The sequence below is a fragment of the Pseudoduganella rivuli genome (assembly GCF_009674485.1).
In the GTDB taxonomy this organism is placed as follows: Bacteria; Pseudomonadota; Gammaproteobacteria; order Burkholderiales; family Burkholderiaceae_D; genus Rugamonas; species Rugamonas rivuli_B.
Map to the genome: position 1 here is coordinate 46,519 of NZ_WKJJ01000006.1, position 17,393 is coordinate 63,911.

At 62.1% G+C, this 17,393-nt stretch carries 13 protein-coding genes; 5 read left to right on the forward strand and 8 right to left on the reverse strand.

Annotated elements, in window-relative coordinates:
* Positions 1-41: 41 nt before the first annotated feature.
* Positions 42-677 (reverse strand): phasin family protein, encoded by a 636-nt coding sequence (locus tag GJ700_RS10810; protein ID WP_154373547.1) that lies wholly within the window; start codon positions 675-677, stop codon positions 42-44.
* 197 nt (positions 678-874) lie between these two features.
* Between GJ700_RS10810 and GJ700_RS10815 the strand changes: the two genes are divergently transcribed.
* On the forward strand, positions 875-2,863 hold the full coding sequence (locus tag GJ700_RS10815; RefSeq protein ID WP_154373550.1) for an SDR family oxidoreductase: 1,989 nt from the start codon (positions 875-877) through the stop codon (positions 2,861-2,863).
* A 72-nt stretch (positions 2,864-2,935) separates the two neighbouring features.
* Here GJ700_RS10815 and GJ700_RS10820 read toward each other — a convergent pair whose 3' ends face one another.
* The 6 genes from GJ700_RS10820 to GJ700_RS10845 all read right to left on the reverse strand — a co-directional run bounded on the left by GJ700_RS10820 (position 2,936) and on the right by GJ700_RS10845 (position 12,123).
* A complete protein-coding gene (locus GJ700_RS10820; RefSeq protein WP_154373552.1) occupies positions 2,936-3,712 on the reverse strand; it encodes a substrate-binding periplasmic protein in 777 nt (258 codons plus the stop codon).
* Position 3,713: 1 nt separating this feature from the next.
* Positions 3,714-7,340: an EAL domain-containing protein gene (locus GJ700_RS10825; protein WP_371867915.1), complete on the reverse strand. Its 3,627-nt coding sequence runs from the start codon at positions 7,338-7,340 to the stop codon at positions 3,714-3,716.
* Between the two features lie 21 nt (positions 7,341-7,361).
* Positions 7,362-8,852, reverse strand: a complete 1,491-nt coding sequence (locus tag GJ700_RS10830; protein WP_154373554.1) for a sensor histidine kinase — start codon at positions 8,850-8,852, stop codon at positions 7,362-7,364.
* 159 nt (positions 8,853-9,011) lie between these two features.
* Positions 9,012-9,932: an esterase/lipase family protein gene (locus GJ700_RS10835; RefSeq protein ID WP_229506926.1), complete on the reverse strand. Its 921-nt coding sequence runs from the start codon at positions 9,930-9,932 to the stop codon at positions 9,012-9,014.
* Positions 9,933-9,943: 11 nt separating this feature from the next.
* On the reverse strand, positions 9,944-11,596 hold the full coding sequence (locus GJ700_RS10840) for a GMC family oxidoreductase (RefSeq protein WP_154373558.1): 1,653 nt from the start codon (positions 11,594-11,596) through the stop codon (positions 9,944-9,946).
* Positions 11,597-11,604: 8 nt separating this feature from the next.
* Complete coding sequence (locus GJ700_RS10845) at positions 11,605-12,123, reverse strand: hypothetical protein (RefSeq protein WP_154373560.1); 519 nt, start codon at positions 12,121-12,123, stop codon at positions 11,605-11,607.
* 159 nt (positions 12,124-12,282) lie between these two features.
* On the opposite strand from GJ700_RS10845, the gene GJ700_RS10850 reads away from it, so the two are divergent.
* On the forward strand, positions 12,283-13,008 hold the full coding sequence (locus tag GJ700_RS10850) for a DUF8198 family protein (protein ID WP_154373562.1): 726 nt from the start codon (positions 12,283-12,285) through the stop codon (positions 13,006-13,008).
* Between the two features lie 6 nt (positions 13,009-13,014).
* Here GJ700_RS10850 and GJ700_RS10855 read toward each other — a convergent pair whose 3' ends face one another.
* Positions 13,015-13,797 carry an RNA methyltransferase gene (locus GJ700_RS10855; protein ID WP_154373564.1) on the reverse strand — a complete coding sequence of 261 codons (783 nt, stop codon included), beginning with the start codon at positions 13,795-13,797 and terminating at the stop codon, positions 13,015-13,017.
* Positions 13,798-13,980: 183 nt separating this feature from the next.
* Here GJ700_RS10855 and GJ700_RS10860 point away from each other — a divergent pair, with 183 nt between their 5' ends.
* The 3 genes from GJ700_RS10860 (at position 13,981) to otnI (ending at position 17,366) form a co-directional block, all read left to right on the forward strand.
* The gene (locus tag GJ700_RS10860; protein ID WP_154374057.1) at positions 13,981-14,763 is read left to right on the forward strand and encodes an inositol monophosphatase family protein; all 783 of its coding nucleotides are present in this window, start codon (positions 13,981-13,983) and stop codon (positions 14,761-14,763) included.
* 228 nt (positions 14,764-14,991) lie between these two features.
* A complete protein-coding gene (locus GJ700_RS10865) occupies positions 14,992-16,494 on the forward strand; it encodes a DEAD/DEAH box helicase (RefSeq protein ID WP_154373566.1) in 1,503 nt (500 codons plus the stop codon).
* A 98-nt stretch (positions 16,495-16,592) separates the two neighbouring features.
* Complete coding sequence (otnI, locus tag GJ700_RS10870) at positions 16,593-17,366, forward strand: 2-oxo-tetronate isomerase (RefSeq protein ID WP_154373568.1); 774 nt, start codon at positions 16,593-16,595, stop codon at positions 17,364-17,366.
* The last annotated feature ends 27 nt before the right edge of the window (positions 17,367-17,393 follow it).

Sequence of the window (17,393 nt, forward strand, 5' to 3'; positions counted from 1 at the left end):
GCCGGGGGAGGAGGACCGAGGGAACTTGTCGAACGGCCTGCTTACGCTGCTTCTTTCTTGGCTGCGCTCACGGAAGCGGCAGTCGGGAAGGCGATGGCGGCAGCCGCTTTAGGCGCTTCGGCTTTGGCAACGGCAGCTTTCTTGGCTGCTGGCTTACGGGTAGCGGCTTTCTTTGGAGCAGCTTCAGCTTTCGGCGCAGCGGCTTTCTTGGCGGCTGGCTTTTTCGCTGCTGGCTTGGCGGCGGCTTTGGCGGCTGGCTTGGCTGCCACAACGATCTTCTTGCCGGTCAGCTCTTCCACTGCTTTGGTCAGGGCTTCAACGCGCTTGTTCAGTTCTTGCACGTCTTTCTGGGTTGGAACGCCGATGGTGCCCAAGGCGCGGGAAACGCGGTCTTCGAACACTTGTTCCAGCTTGTCCCACGAACCGGCGGCTTGCTTGCCAACACCGCTGACGGTGTCGCGCACTTCGGAGACTTTATCTTCGGCCAGATCACGGGTACGCTTTTGCAACGCGGTACCTTCTTTCACCAGCTTGGCAAACACGCGGCCGCCTTCTTCTTGCGCTTTAGCGAATGCGCCCAGGCCTGCTTGCCAGATTTGCTGTGCGGAATTGCGCACTGCGCTAGCCAGTTGTTTGTCGTCTTCTTTTGCTGCCAGGGATTTCAGTTTCTTTGCCATTGTAAGCTCCTAAAGAGTCTTTCGTTTAATCGGATCGTTCCTTGCGATGAAAACATTTTAGGGGTCATTTCTAGAGATGGGCTTCTAATGGGGTAGAGTATGCGTTCTAATGAACATTGCAACAGTGCTTGCCAATTGTTGCCTGTCCTGTAATGATTGCCGGGTTGTCGATACTTAAAGAATAAAGGAGAGACTTAATGCAATACTTTGTTACCGGAGCGACTGGTTTTATCGGCAAACGCCTGGTCAGGAAACTGCTGGAAAAGAAAGGCAGCGTAGTCTATTTCCTGATGCGTGAAAGCAGCAGCGACAAGCTGCCGGCGCTCTACGAATACTGGGGCGTCAGCAAATCACGTGCAATTCCGGTATTCGGCGACTTGCGCAGTCCTAAGCTTGGCGTCTCCAAAGACGACATTAAGCAACTGAACAAGAATATCGATCACTTTTACCACCTGGCTGCCATTTACGACATGCTGGCCGACGCTGACGAGCAAATCGCCGTCAATGTCGAAGGCACGCGCAATACCGTGGAATTCGCCAATGCGATCCAGGCCGGTATTCTGCACCACGTGAGTTCGATTGCCGCCGCCGGCATGTTTGAAGGCATCTTCCGCGAAGATATGTTTGACGAGGCGGAGAATCTCGACCATCCGTATTTCGCCACCAAACACGAATCCGAGAAAATCGTCCGCCAGGAAACCAAGGGCGCGTGGCGCGTATATCGCCCCGGCATGGTGGTCGGCGACTCCAAGACCGGCGAAATGGATAAAATCGACGGTCCGTATTATTTCTTCAAGCTGATCCAGCGCATCCGCCAATTGCTGCCGCCATGGATGCCGACCATCGGCATCGAAGGCGGCCGCATCAACATCGTGCCGGTCGATTACGTGGTCAACGCGATGCACCACATTTCGCACCAGCCCGACCTGGATGGCCGCGCCTTCCACCTGACGGACCCGGAACCGCTGCGCGTGGGCGAAGTGCTGAACATCTTCTGCCGCGCCGCCCATGCCCCGACCATGAGCATCCGCATCAATGCGGCGCTGTTCGGCTTCATCCCGAAATCCATCAAAAAGGGCGTGATGGCGCTGACGCCGGTGCGCCGCGTGCGCGACGCCGTCATGAAAGACCTGGGTTTGCCGCCGGACTTGATGAACTTCATCAACTACCCTACCCGCTTCGATAACCGCGACACCACCAAGGCGCTGAAAGGCACCGGCATTGCGTGCCCGCCGCTGGACAGCTACGCCGCGCCGGTGTGGGATTACTGGGAACGCAATCTGGACCCGGACCTGTTCATCGACCACACGCTGCGCGGCCAGGTGGCCGGCAAGGTGGTGCTGGTGACGGGCGGCTCGTCCGGTATCGGCCTGGCCGCCGCCCACAAGCTGGCCGAGGCCGGCGCCATCACCATCATTTGCGGCCGCGACGAGGAAAAGCTGGCGGAAGCGAAGAAGGAAGTGGAAGACCGAGGCTTCGAGCTGATCACATATTCGGCCGACCTGTCGGACATGGCCGACATCGACCGTTTCGCCAAGGTGCTGCTGGAAAACCACGGCGGCGTGGATGTGCTGGTCAACAACGCGGGCCGTTCGATCCGCCGCGCCATCGAATCGTCGTATGACCGTTTCCACGATTTCGAACGCACGATGCAACTGAATTACTTCGGTGCGCTGCGCCTGACGATGGCGCTGATGCCATCGATGACGGCAAAAAAACGCGGCCACGTGATCAACATTTCGTCGATCGGCGTGCTGACCAATGCACCGCGCTTCTCGGCCTACGTGGCGTCGAAGGCCGCGCTGGATGCGTGGACCCGCTGCGCGTCGTCCGAACTGCAAGACCTGGGCATCAAGTTCACGACCATCAACATGCCGCTGGTCCGCACGCCGATGATCGCGCCAACCAAGATCTACCAGAACGTGCCGACGCTGTCGCCGGAAGAAGCAGGCGACCTGATCGCGGAAGCCATCGTGTGGAAACCGGTCCGCATCGCCACCCGCGTCGGCATCTTCGGCCAGGTGCTGCATGCGCTGATGCCGCGCGTCGCGCAGATCGTGCTGAACACCACGTTCCGCATGTTCCCGGATTCGGAAGCGGCCAAGGGCGCCGATGGCAAGAAGGCGCCACAAATGTCGTCCGAACAGATCGCGATGCAGCAGTTGCTGCGCGGGGTGCATTTCTAAGCTTCATCGCTTGACAGTGATGCCTGCCAACGCCGGCGCCGGGTTATCCGGGCCGGCGTTTTTTTCGCCAGCCTACTTCGCCGGTGCGCGCATATCCGACGGCAACTGATGCGGCTGCAGCCACTTGCGGTGTATGCGCATGAAGGCGCCGTCGCGCTTCATGTCGCGCAGTGTCTCGTTCCACGCCCGCACCACGTCCGGTGGCGTGTCGCGGGAAAACGCGAAAAACACGTCCTCCCTGCCAAGCGTGCGCAACAGCGCCATATCGCCACGGCGGTAGCCCGCGCGCTCCAGCGCCGGCCAGGCGATTTCCTCCCCTTCCACCAATAAATCAAAACGGCCCTGCATCAACATGCGCACACCCAGGTCGGAACTGTTGGTTTCATCCGTCACGTTCAAACCTTCGCGGCGCGCCACATGGCTGAAAATGCTGCCGCGCCGCGCGCCCGCACGCAGCCTGTACGCGTCGTTGCCGAGGGCGCGCAACGCCTCGGCCTTGTCGGCTTTGACGAACACGGAAATATGCGCCGTGAACAGCGGTCCGGCAAACACCAGGTAAGCCGCCCGTTCCGGCGTCGGCACAATCGACAACAACATGACGTTGCGCTCATATTGGGCGACGGTTTGCGCACGCGCCCACGGCACAATCTGAATCGGATCGTTGCGGCCCAGGCGCCGCTGCACTTCCTGCGCCAGTTCCACGGCAATGCCGGTGGGCTTGCCGTCTTCCATGTAACTGACGGGCCGGCTATCCATGCCGAACAGCCGCAATGGCGTGTCAAGCGCCGCCGCCGACGCCCACTGGCATGACAGCGCCAGCAGCAGGACAGCGCGGCGCGCCTTGTTCATGTCAATTCAACTGCGCAGTCGGCGCCCCATACAGCTGCGCATGCAGCCGGAACCCTTCCTTGATATTCTCCCGCAGCACCGCGCCCTTCCAAGGCTTGGTATAGAAGCGGTCGATCGCGCCATGGTTGATGGCCGCCATGATGGGGGTCAGGTCGGCGTAGGCGGACAGCATGATGCGGAACGTGTCCGGCGCGAGGTTTTTCACGCGCTCCATGAATTCCGTGCCGCTCATCAACGGCATGCACTGGTCGCACAGGATCACTTGCACGCGGTTGCGGGCCAGCAAGTCGAAGCCTTCGGCCGCGGTTTGCGCGGTCAGGATGCGGTAGCCGTCCTGCGCCAGGAAGTCGGACAGCACTTCCAGCATGAAGTGGTCGTCGTCGACGATCAGCAGGGTCTGCTGCTCGACCTGCTGTTCATCGACCGGGGCTTGCAGGCATTTGCCATCGCGCAGCATCAATTCGAAGTCCTGCTCCGGCAACGGACGGCTGAAATAGTAACCCTGCATTTCATCGCAGCCATGGCGCCGCAGGTAGGCCAGCTGCGCATCTTTTTCCACGCCTTCGGCGATCACGTGCAGTTTCAGGCTGTGCGCCATGTTGATGATGGCCAGCACGATGGCGGCATCGTCCGGGTTGCTGGTCACTTCGCGCACGAACGCGATATCGATTTTCAGCTTGTCGATCGGGAAGCGTTTCAAGTATGCGAGCGACGAATAGCCGGTGCCGAAATCGTCGATGGAAATCTCGATACCCAGCGCCTTCAGGTTTTGCAGCACGCTGATGGTATCTTCCGCGTTCGACATCAGCGACGATTCCGTCAATTCCAGCTCCAGCAATTCCGGCGCGATGTCGTGTTCCTTGATCGCCTTCAGCACTTCCTCTTCCAGGCCGCCGACAAAGAACTGGATGCCCGACACGTTGACGGACAATTTCACGTTGCCGATGCGCGAGCGGCTCCATTCCGCGATCTTGCGGCACGCTTCATGGATCACCCAGGTGCCGACCTTGACGATCAGCCCCGTCTCTTCCAGCAGCGGCACGAACAGCGCGGGCGAGACCATGCCATGGCCCGGACGGCTCCAGCGGATCAGCGCTTCGGCGCCGCTGATGCGCCCCGTGCTGATGTCGACCTTGGGCTGGTAATACAGCACGAATTCGCCGTTGTCGATGGCGCGGCGCAGCGCGTTTTCCATGTCCAGCCGCGCCAGCGACTGGGCATTCATTTCCGCCGTGAAGAAGCGGAACGCGTCGCGCCCCGCTTCCTTGGCTCGGTACATGGCGGTGTCGGCATACTGGATCAGCGTGTCCGCATCCTGGCCATCGTCCGGGAACACGGAAATGCCGATACTGGCCGTGACGGTGACTTCATGGCCTTTCAGGTCGAACGGGCGGCGCATCGCTTCGCGGATCTTGTCGACCACGGCGATCGCGTTCTGCGCCCCTTCCGGCAACATCAGGATGGCGGCGAATTCATCGCCGCCAAAGCGGCCGATGGTGTCGCGCACGCGCAGACAATCGACCAGGCGGCTCGAGAACTGGCGCAGCAATTCGTCGCCGATCGTGTGGCCCAGCGTATCGTTGATGTTCTTGAAGCGGTCCATGTCGAGGAACAGCACGGCCAGCGCCCATTTGTGTTCGCCCGCCTGGTGCAGCGAGTGGCTCAGCGAATCATAGAACTGGCTGCGGTTCGGCAAGCCCGTCAGGGTATCGAAGTGGGCCAGCTTCAGCAGGCGCTGTTCCGCTTCCTTGCGTTCCGTGATGTCGCGCGCCACGGCCACCAGGATCCAGTTCTGGCCGGAGCGCAGTGTGCGGCGCTGCACTTCCACCGACAGCGGCGAGCCATCCTTGCGCTGCACCAGCATTTCCGCCATGGCGCCGCTCTGGTCGCCGGCCAGCAGCTTGTCGTATAAATCTTCCAGCCGCGCCAGGTCCGGGTCGTGCGAGCGTTCCGGGCCCACCTTGAGGAAGTCGTCGCGCAAATAGCCCAGCATGCGGCACGCGGTCGCATTCACGTCGACAAAGGTATTCGATGCGCGGTCGACCAGGAAAATCGCATCGGCCGTGGCATCCATCGCCAGGCGGAAGCGCCGCAAGTCCTCGTCCAGGCGGATGCGCGCATTCATGTCTTGCTGCAGTTGCGCGTGGTGGCGCTTGATCTGGTCGTACAGCTGCAGGTTTTCGTAAGCGACCGCCACTTGCGCCGCCACCGTCACGGCCACCCGCTCGTCGACTTCGGAAAAACTGTCGACACCCAGCTTGTCGGCCAGGTACAGCCAGCCATGCACGTGTTCACTGGACGCCAACGGCACGCCAAGGAACGAGTGCACGGTGGGATGCGATTCCGGCAGGCCGATGGCGTCCGGATTGCCGGGCAAGGCATCGATGCGGATCGGCTGGCGCTGTTGCAGCAGGTTTTCCAGCACGCCGGCGCGGGGCGCCGTGGCAATCAGGCGCGCTTGCTGGCCCACGCCGCAGCACGCGAAGTAACTGAGCACGTCGGCGCCCTGGTCCAGCACGCCGATGCAGGCATAACGGGACACGCAAATGTTTTGCGCCACGCGGCAGCCGATTTCAATCAGCGCCTGCGGGTCGCGCTCCGCGCCCAGTTCGATCCCCAGTTCGATCAGCGCGGTCAGGCGCAAGCTCACCGCCTGCAGGCTGGACAACGAATGCGACAGCCGCTGCGTCATCTGGTTCAAGTGTTCCGTTTCCGGTTCCGGCGAATCCCCCGCCATCTGGGTAATCAACTGGCTCGACGACTCCACTTCGCCCAGGTATTCCGCCACCTGGTGGTCCAGGTTCATGAAGCGGCCATTCGATGGCGGTTCCGGCGCAAAGGCCGGCACCGTATCGGTGTCGGGTTGCACCACGCCCAGCGCTTCGTGCACGGTTTTCAAGATCACGTCCGGATCGGACGGTTTGGGCAACACCCAGCGCACGCCGCACGCATCGGCCACCGCCATGGCTTCCCGCTCGCGGTAGGTGGCGGTATAAAAGATCACCGGTACATTGGCCGTTTCCGGATCACGGTGCATGCGCGTGACAAATTCATAGCCATCCATGTTGGGCATCAGGATGTCGGAAATCACCAGGTCCGGTTTTTCCTGTTTCACCATGCGCAAGCCTTCCACGCCATTCGCCGCTTCCAGCAGGCGGTGGCCGCCATAACCCAGCAGGGTCATGAGGAATTCCCGGTTCAGCACATGGTCGTCGACAATCAGGATCGTCGAGATGTCGTTTTTAATCTGGGGCGACATCTCCCCCGGCAAGAAAGACTCGATTTGCGTGACAAACGTATCGGGTTCAATGGGTTTGCCGATATAACCGTCAAAGCCGGCCGCCAGCAAGCGTTCGCGGTCGCCCACCATGGCCAGCGCCGTCACGGCCAGCGTGGGGATCGGACGCAGCGCCGGGTCCTTCTTCAGTTGCGCCACCACGCCATAGCCATCGAGCTTCGGCAGGTGCACATCGCAAATGATCAGGTCCGGCAATTCCTGCCGCGCCATGGCGACACCCTGTTCCCCGTCGTGCGCCATCAGCGCCGTGTAGCCGAAGGCATTCAACAGGTAAGTCATCAACTCCATGTTGGTCGGGTTGTCTTCAATAATTAAGATACGCGCGGACACGGTACAACTCCCGGTTAAGTCTCAAGACACTTGATGCAGCGGCACAGCCAGCGTAAACACGCTGCCTTCGCCGTAGCGGCTTTCAAACTGTATTTCGCCCCCCAGTAACTGGGCCATTTTCTGGCACAGGTGCAAACCCAGGCCGGCGCCTTCGTGCTGCTGCCGGTCGCCGTTGTCAAGCTGGCTGAAGGCCTGGAACAGGCTGGCCTGTCGTTCGGGACTGATACCAGCACCAGTATCGCTGACACTGATGGTGGCATACGGACGCCCGCGGATCTCGCTGCGCGCCAGCATTACTTGCACAGTACCATGTTCAGTGAATTTAATGGCATTGCCCACCAGGTGTCCCAGGATGTGCAGCAGCGCGTTGCGGTCGCTGCGCACGCTGATGTCGCGCTCCGGAACAATGCAATCGAGCGCCACGTCCTTGCGCTGCGCATGCGGCCGGAATTCCGCCAGCAAGTCCTTCAGCAACGCATGGCAACCCACCGGCTGCATCTGCAACTCCACTTTACCCGATGCGATCTTGGTCAGGTCCAGCAAATCGTTTATCAGCGACAGCAACTGGCGCGCACTGGATTGGACCGTGCGCAGTTGCCGCTCCTGTTCGTCCGTCAGCGGCCCAGGCAAGCGCATCAGCAGCGTGCCCGCAAAGCCCAGGATGGCATTGAGCGGCGTACGCAACTCATGCGACATGCTGGCCAGGAAGCGGTCCTTGGCCTGGTTGGCCTGGGCCAGCTCCAGGTTCTTTTCGTGCAGGACTTGTTCGATGCGCTTGCGCTCCGTGATGTCGCGGATCGCGCTCATGATCAGCGTGCCTTCCTCCGTCGCAATGGGGCTGAGGCTGATTTCAACGGGGAATTCCTCGCCGCTCTTGCGCAAGCCGAACAAAGGCCGGCCGGCTCCCATGGGGCGCGATTGCGGCTGCGTGACATAGCGGTCGCGGTGGCGCGCATGGGCCGCGCGAAAACGCAGCGGCATCAGGTTTTCCAGCGGCTGCCCGCGCAACTGGCCGGCTTCATAGCCGAACATGGCATACGCACGGCTGGTGGCCAGCACGATCCGTCCCGCCGCATTGACGATGACGATGGCGTCGGGCGTGGATTCCAGCACATTGCCGAAATGCGCCCCGACCAGTTTCGCATCGCGCAGCACTTTCAGTTGCGTGACGTTTTTCTTGTTCCACAGGATGTATTCGACATAGCCCGCGCCATTGCGCAAGGCCTTGGCGGTACTGTCGATATAGACCAGCGAGCCATCCTGGGCGCGCCGCAGCGATTCGTAATTCGCGCTGCCGTGTTCCAGCGTCTCGCGCAGGATCGCCTGTTCCGCCGCCAGCATGTCCGGCGGCACGATCAGGCTGGCCAGCGGCCGGCCCAGCGCTTCCTCGCCCGTATAGCCAAAGACAGACTGTGCGCCGCGGGTCCAGAAAACGACTACGCCATCCGGCGTGGTCACGATGACGGCGTCCGGCGATTCATCCAGGATCAGCTTGGCAAAATCTGTGGCCATGGGTTCGCCCAGGTATTAAGCATCAGGCACATACAATAACCATACAGCAACAAGATGAGCAAATACTCACCAATTCTCACTGCTGATAGGGAATTTCTTAGAGGCTATGTATTGCCAGGTCTTAATACAGTCTACCTAACGAATACCACGCTGTCTATTTTATTGCGCGCAATTGAATTCTGCTGTAATTGAAGCGATTTCATCTTCAACGACACGCAAAATGCGCGCATCGGCGCCCAGTGCGACGTGGCCGATACCGCTGAACTCGATATTGCGGGCGCCAGGCAGGAAGGAGGAATTTTGCGGAGCGATAATATTGTCGTGATGCGACCACAGTGACACGAACAAGGCGCGGGTTTGCGCCGTCTCGCCGGCCGCCAAGGCGGCCAGCCATGGGGAACCAAGCCGCATTTCACGGGCATTGACGCCGGGTCCGAACGTGGCCAGCGCCGTGCCGTGGTGCGGCGTGCCCAACGTAATGACCTTCGCGACCTTGTCCGCGCCATGGCGGCGCAGGTACGCGCGGCTGGCCAGTCCGCCCATGCTGTGCGCGACGATCACGGCGCGCGGGCTGCCGGTCGCCTTGCACAGCCGCTGCAAGGCGCCATGGATACTGTCCGCATACTGGTCGATACTGCCGGCAATGGGTTCCAGGTCCAGCGCCATGTGGCTGATGCCGGCGCGCCGCAAGCGGGCCGACAAATGCACCCAGTAACCGCTGTTGCAGCCATACCCGTGCAGCAGCAGCACGGGCATGCCTGTAGCAAGATGCAAGTTGCGGTCGGGGCGCAACATATGCCACGACGTGGTCAGCATCGAGGCGCGGAATTCCGTATAAAACAGGCGCAGCGCGCCGCGCCAGTCCAGCCGGTGTTCGTCCGGCGTGACGCTGGCCGCGCGCGCCGCCATGGCGAAATTGTTCAGGTTGATCGCCAGCCGCACGGCCGCCACGCACGCCAGCGCCAGCAAGGCGGCGCCCCACGGCCCGCCCTGCGGCCACCAGTGCAGCACACCCCAGCCGATGGCCAGCGCCACCGCCAGTTGCAGCAGCACGATGGTGGCAAGCAGCAGGCGCGCCATCAGTGGATCTCCTAGACCGCGTTGAGCTTGGGCGCCGGCTTGCCCAGGCTTTCCGCCAGCCGGCTGGCCAGGCGCGCCGTGATGCCGTAAATCGACAGCTGCGGGTTGGCGCCGATCGACGTCGGGAACAGGGAACCGTCATGCACGGACAGGTTGGCCACGCCGTAATAGCGGCCATTGCCATCGGTGACACCTTTCGCCGGGTCGGACGCCATGCCGCAGCCGCCCATCACGTGCGCCGACACCACGCGCATCAAATGGTCTTGCATCGGCAACGCATTGATCGCGGCTTTCGCCTGTTCCCAGCTGGTGTATTGCTTCGCCTGTTCGTGCACGGGCAGCACGGTCTTCGCGCCGGCGGCGAACTGCATTTCCGCCATCGTCAGCAGCGCGCGCCGCACGCCATCCCATACCGCCGGCGTGATCGGGTAATCCAGCACCGGCAAGCCGTAATCGTTGAGGCCCACGGCGCCGCCGGCCGAATCGTGGTTGAAACCGTCGCGCAGCAGCGCCAGCATCGTGTGCACGTGCGGGAACTGGCGCATCAAGTCCGCGTGGCTCTCGCCATAGCCCTGCAGCGTGGTCGACATCAGGACCGGATGTTGCGGCGGCACTTCGAGCTTGTAGCCGACCGGGCCGTCGACCGCATCGCGGTGCAGGAAATGGTCGGAATAAACCGATTGCGGCGCGCCCGCGTAGCCTTCCACCTTTTGTTCGAACACCGCGGCCGACGCGATGGTCGGGTGCAGGAACGTGCGGCGTCCCACCAAGCCATGCGGGTCCGGCGCTTTCGAGCGCAGCAGTAAGCCGGGATTGTTGATGGCGCCGCCGGCCAGTACATAATGCCTGGCGCGCACGGTGATGGTTTTGCCGGTGGGCGCCAGTCCGTCGGCGGCCATCGCGTGCACCGTCAAATGGTCGACCTTGTCGCCCTTGAACACCAGTTGCCACGCGCGGGCGTGGTGCAGCAGGCGCGCGCCATGGTCCAGCGCGGACGGAATGGTCGTCACCAGCATCGATTGCTTGGCATTGGTGGGGCAGCCCATGCCGCAATATCCCAGGTTCCAGCAACCGTTGACGTTGCGGCGGATGGTTTCAGTGGGGATGCCCAGTTTTTCCGCGCCCTTCGCCAGCAAGCTGTTGTTTTCATTGGGCGGCACTTCCCACTTGGCCACGTGCAGGCGCTGCTCCATCATCTCGAACCAGGGCGCCAGCGCTTCCTTCGAATAATCGGACAGGCCGAAGGTCGCCTGCCAGTATCCCAGCGTATCGTCCGGCGTGCGGAAGCTGGACGTCCAGTTCACCACGGTGGTGCCGCCCACCGTCCGGCCTTGCAGGATATTGATGTTCTTGTCGCGCGTCTTGCGCGCGGCGCCTTCCTGGTACAGCGTGGGATAAGCTTGCGCTTCGCGCATCTTGAAGTCGCTCGACGACTTCAGCGGACCTTCTTCAAGGATCAGCACATCCAGGCCGGCCAGGGTCAGGATTTCCGCCGTCACCCCGCCGCCGGCGCCGCTGCCGACAATGACCACGTCCGCTTCCAGCGCCTGGTCTTGCTGCAACGTCGAGCAATCCGTGACTTTCCAGCCGCGTGCCAGGCCCGCCTTGATGGGATCAGGAATGACTGGTGCGCCCGGCTGTGCTTTGATTTCGATATCTGCCATGGCGATCCTCAGCTCAATTCCTTGATCGGTCCCGGGTAGCCGATGGCGGCCCAGGTATCCGGTTGCGCATACCAGGCGCCCAGCACCAGGTCGTGTAATGCCGCATACGCGCCGCGCAGCATGCCGAAGCGGTGCATGCGCCAGCTTTCCAGGAAGGCCGCCACCTGTTCCGTGGACGCTTCGTCCCAGGCCGGGACACCGGCCAGCAGGCGGCGCGCCGGCGCCAGCCACAGCAAGCCGAACAAGTCCTGGATTTCCTTTTGCGTCGACAGCGTCAAGGTACCCACCGCCCCCTGCACGCCATCGACGGTGCGGGTGACGGCGGCCGCGCGCGCAGCCGCTTCCACCGGCAACATCGGGCCGAGTATGGCGGGGACAATGGCGGCGAGCACGGTGCGGGCGCCGCCATCGAGGCGGTATGGCGCCAGCGGCGGCGGGCCCTGTACCTTGCGATACAGGGCGCCGCCCGCCGCCAGCACCAGGGCGCCCAGCACCCCGGCCTTCAGGAAGGTTCTGCGGTTACTCATGAGATCTCCAATTTTTGTTCTAAGTGTCCTATGCTTCATTATCAGACGTGTTTTTCAGTGTACGACAGGACACCAGTGACCTTGGAAGCCAAAAATAGAGCCCATCCTCCACCAATACTGGCCTCCTTTTCAGCAGCTTTCTGGTAAAAATCTGCCCCCATGAAGAAAAAGAACCCACTCAGTCCCCTGGAAACCCAGCTCCGCGACGCCCGCCTGGAACGCCAGGCGGCAGGCAACGATCCTGCGCTGAAATCGGCCCGCCTGGCGCTCAAGACGTTCCAAAGCCAGCGCCTGGCCGCCACCCACGCCGACCTGATGCGGGGCGATACCCATGATGCCGTCATGTTTTTCCTCGATGAGCTGTATGGCACGCATGACCTGAGCCAGCGTGACGTCGACCTGGAACGCATCGCCCCCACCATGTTGCGGGTATTGCCGGCCGATGCGCTGCAAACCATGACCGACGCCATGAGCCTGGATGCGCTGGCGGAGCGGCTGGACACGGCCATGGCCCGGCTGCTGGGGCCGGAATTTACAGAACAACAATATATAGAAGCGTACCGCCAGGCGATGACGCGCGCCGACCGCGAACGCCAGCTCGACCTGGTGCAAAAACTGGGCGAGTCGCTGAGCGAACTGGTGCGCATCCCCATGCTGTATGGCACGCTGGTGCTGATGCGGGGGCCGGCCAAGCTGGCGGGCCTGGGCAGCTTGCAGCGCTTCCTCGAGCGGGGCTTCAACGCCTTCCGCAAAATGAAAAAGCCGCTGGAATTCGTCGACACCATCACGCGGCGCGAGCGCGAAATCCTGGAACGCAGTTACCGGGGCGACGCCGCGCCGTTTGGATCGTCACCGGCGCGGATGCGGGACTCCATGCAGGGCTAGTCGGACTTACGGCTTGCAGCGGGCAATAATCTGCCGCGCGATGCCGCGCAGGATATTGACTTCCTCGGTTTCCAGCTGGGTGCGGGCGAACAGCCGTTTCAGGCGGGGCATCAGCTTGCGCGGATTGTTCGCATCGAGGAAGCCGACTTCCACCAGCGCCTGTTCCAGGTGCGCATACATGCCGTCGATTTGCGCCAGCGACGCCGCTTCGCCCTGGAAACCGATCACGCCGCCATTGCCGGGCGCGCGCACCTGCCCGGCCTGTTGCCCGGCCAAGCCCGCCATGCGGCATTCATAGACCAGCACTTGCGCCGCCTGCGCCAGGTTCAGCGACGAATAGTCCGGGTTGGCGGGAATGTTAATCAGCACATTGGCTTTTTCCACGATGTCATTCGGCAAGCCAAAGCGTTCGTTACCAAAGATCAGCGCCGCCTGCAATTCCGGCTGCGCCGCCACCTGCTCCGCCACCACGCGCGGCGTCAGCACCGGCGGCGAATATTCGCGCAGCCGGGCCGACACGGCGGCGGCGAAATTCACGCCGTCCAGCGCCTCGGCCATCGATCCCACGATACGGGCGGACGCCAGGATATCCTGCGCGCCGCTGGCAAACGCGACCGCTTCCTCGTGCTGCAACGCGCCGTCAAAACGGGGATTGACCAGCACCAGGTCGGAAAACCCCATGGTTTTCATGGCCCGTGCCACCGAGCCAATATTGCCAGGACGGCTAGTTTCGACGAGGATAATTCGCAGGCGGGTAAAGATGGATGCTGTGTTTTGAGGCAGGTTCATTTAAAATAGCGCAATTACGCGTTTGCGAAGCGGGCATTGTAACGACTTTGCCCCGGACTTTACACCGATAGCGAACGCCGCGCTCTTTCTCATTCTTGTTCACACGCCAGTCTGCCGGGCCGCATTTCATTGTGATTGCGCCGGGCGGCCATGCGTTTTTTTACGGAAGCTCACATGCACCCAATGATCAATACGGCGGTCAAAGCCGCCCGCCGCGCCGCCGCCGTCATCAACCGCGCCACCTTCGACCTCGAGCGCGTTATTGTTACCGAAAAAAATCATAACGATTTCGTGACCGACGTCGACCGCGCCGCCGAAGAGGCAATCATCGATGTGCTGTCCAAAGCCTACCCTGACCACGGTTTCCTGTGCGAAGAATCCGGCGCTTCCGCCAATGTGAACGACGACACCGAGAACGTGTGGATCATCGATCCACTGGACGGCACCACCAACTTCATGCACGGCTTCCCGCAGTACGCGATTTCCATCGCGCTGCAAACGCGTGGCGTCATCACGCAAGCCGTCATCTACGATCCGGCCCGCAACGACCTGTTCACCGCCACCAAGGGCGCTGGCGCTTACCTGAATGAAAAACGTATCCGTGTGGGCAAGCTGGACCGCATCGCCAATGCGCTGATCGCCACCGGTTACAAAACCGGCAACCCTGCCGCGCTGAACGAATACCTGAAAATGTACGGCATCATGGCCGAGCGCTGCCAGGGCGTGCGCCGTGCCGGTTCCGCCGCGCTGGACCTGGCGTACGTCGCCTGCGGCCGCCTGGACGGCTTCTACGAGAAAAACCTGAACCCGTGGGATATCGCCGCAGGCAGCCTGCTGGTGTCCGAAGCGGGCGGCATCGTGGCGGAATTCAATGGCGAGTCCGACTACCTGCACAAAGGCCACATCATTGCCGGCAGCCCGAAAGTGTTCGGCCAGATGGTTGGCTTGCTGGCGGAATTCGCCTGAGTCCTGGACAAAACCGGTCACTCGTACTATTCAGGCAACATTCTGTAATTCTGTTACAAAATAAAAGGGGCTTTGCCCCTTTTATTGTTGCCACACCGCAAGAAACTTTCAAAACAGCTGTTATACTCGCCGGGCGATACTACCCAGCCCGATTCCCGGCTGACACCCCTAGCAAACCGATAGCTAAGCTCCCATCCGGCGCTTACTTGAACTTAACCAAAAGTTAATATGTCCTTTAATACACTTGGTCTGTCTGAATCCATCGTTCGCGCGGTGACTGAAACCGGTTACACCACGCCGACCCCGATCCAGACGCAAGCGATCCCGGCCGTCCTGAACGGTGGTGATCTGCTCGCCGGCGCACAAACCGGCACTGGCAAGACGGCCGGCTTCACGCTGCCCCTCCTGCACCGCCTGTCCACTGACGCGAATGGCGCCAAGCTGAACAACACGACGTCGACGCGCCCGATCCGTGCGCTGATCCTGACCCCGACCCGCGAACTGGCGGCGCAGGTGGAGGAAAGCGTGCGCGTCTACGGCAAATACACGAAGCTGAATTCGGCCGTGATCTTTGGCGGCGTCAGCATCAACCCGCAAATCAAGCAATTGCGCCACGGCGTGGATATCCTGGTGGCCACCCCTGGCCGCCTGCTGGACCACATGGCGCAAAAAACCATCGACCTGTCCCGGATCGAAATCCTGGTGCTGGACGAAGCGGACCGCATGCTCGACATGGGCTTCATCCGCGATATCCGCAAAGTGCTGGCGGCGCTGCCGCCGAAGCGCCAGAACCTGCTGTTCTCGGCCACCTTCTCGGACGAAATCAAGGCGCTGGCCGACGGCTTGCTGGACAGCCCGGCCACCATCGAAGTGGCGCGCCGCAATTCGACGGTGGAAATCATTTCGCAGAAAATCCACCCGGTCGACCGCGACAAGAAGCACCAGATGCTGTCGCACCTGATCCGCACCTACAAGTGGACGCAAGTGCTGGTGTTCACCCGCACCAAGCACGGCGCCAACAAGCTGGTGGAACAACTGGGCGGCGACCGCATCAACGCGATGGCGATCCACGGCAACAAGAGCCAGTCGGCCCGCACCCGCGCGCTGGCTGAATTCAAGGATGGCACGCTGCAAGTGCTGGTCGCCACCGACATCGCCGCGCGCGGTATCGACATCGACCAGTTACCGCACGTGGTCAACTATGACTTGCCGAACGTGCCGGAAGATTACGTGCACCGCATCGGCCGCACCGGCCGCGCCGGCGCCACTGGCGAAGCCGTGTCGCTGGTCTGCGTGGACGAGCATGTAATGTTGAAAGACATTGAAAAGCTCATCAAGCAAACCCTGCCGCGAGAAGTGATCCCCGGCTTCGAACCGGATCCGACCGCGAAACCGCAACCGATCCAGCTGCGCAGCGGCACCGGCCACCACCGCAATCCCCGCCAGGGCAATGGCGGCGGCAACGGCGCCCGTGGCAATGGCGGTAACGGCGGCAATGGCCAGGGCCGCGCCAACGCGGGTGGCGGCCAGGGCCGTGCACCGGCCCCGGCCAACGGCAACCGCAGCACCGGCGGCCAGCCGCGCACACCGGCCGTATCCAATGGCAACCGCAGTGCGGGCAGCCAGGGCCGCAACGGCGCACCGGGCGGCCGCAGCCAGGGCGCAGCCAACGGCAACCGCAACGCACCCCGCGGCGGCCAGCAACCACGCTCAGGCAGCGGCAACCGCTGACCGTATGGCCGCGCCGCTCACGCGGCGCGGCGTTCCGCCTGCACGCAACGGCAAATTGGATTACGATGGCGGCCTGTTAAAACTCAACAGGACGAGCCATGCCCCAATTTGCCGCCAACCTGTCGATGCTGTTCACCGAACAGCCCTTCCTGGACCGGTTTGCCGCCGCCCGCGAGGCCGGCTTTGACGCCGTCGAATTCCTGTTTCCCTACGCATTCGATCCCGACCAGATCGCGGACCGCCTGCACCGCCATCAATTAAAGCTGGTCTTGCACAATATGCCGTGCGGCGACTGGAATGCGGGCGACCGCGGCATGGCGTGCGATCCCCGCCGCAACGATGAATTCCGCGAAGGCGTGCAGCTGGCGATTGAGTTCGCCACCGAGCTGGACGTCACGCGCCTGCACTGCATGGCGGGCAAGGTGCCGCACGGGCTGGACATCGAACGGGCCCGCGAAACCTATATCCAGAACCTGCAATACGCGGCGGACCAGTGCCGCAAGCACGGCATCGACGTCATGATCGAACCGATCAATTCGTACGACATGCCCGGCTACTTCCTCAACCGCAGCAGGCAGGCGCTCGACATCATGGATGCATGCGACCGCCCCAACCTGTTCCTGCAATACGACATCTACCACATGCAGCGGATGGAGGGCGAACTGGCCAACACCATCCGCGCCCACCTGCCCCGCATCGGCCACATGCAGCTGGCCGATACGCCGGGCCGCCACGAACCGGGCACGGGCGAAATCAATTATCCGTTCCTGTTCAAGCTGCTCGACGAACTGGGCTACGACGGCTGGATCGGCTGCGAATACAATCCCCGCGCCGGCACGGTGGAAGGCCTGGGCTGGCGCACTGGCTTGTAACCGCAGGGAAACTTGCGTCGGCGCAAT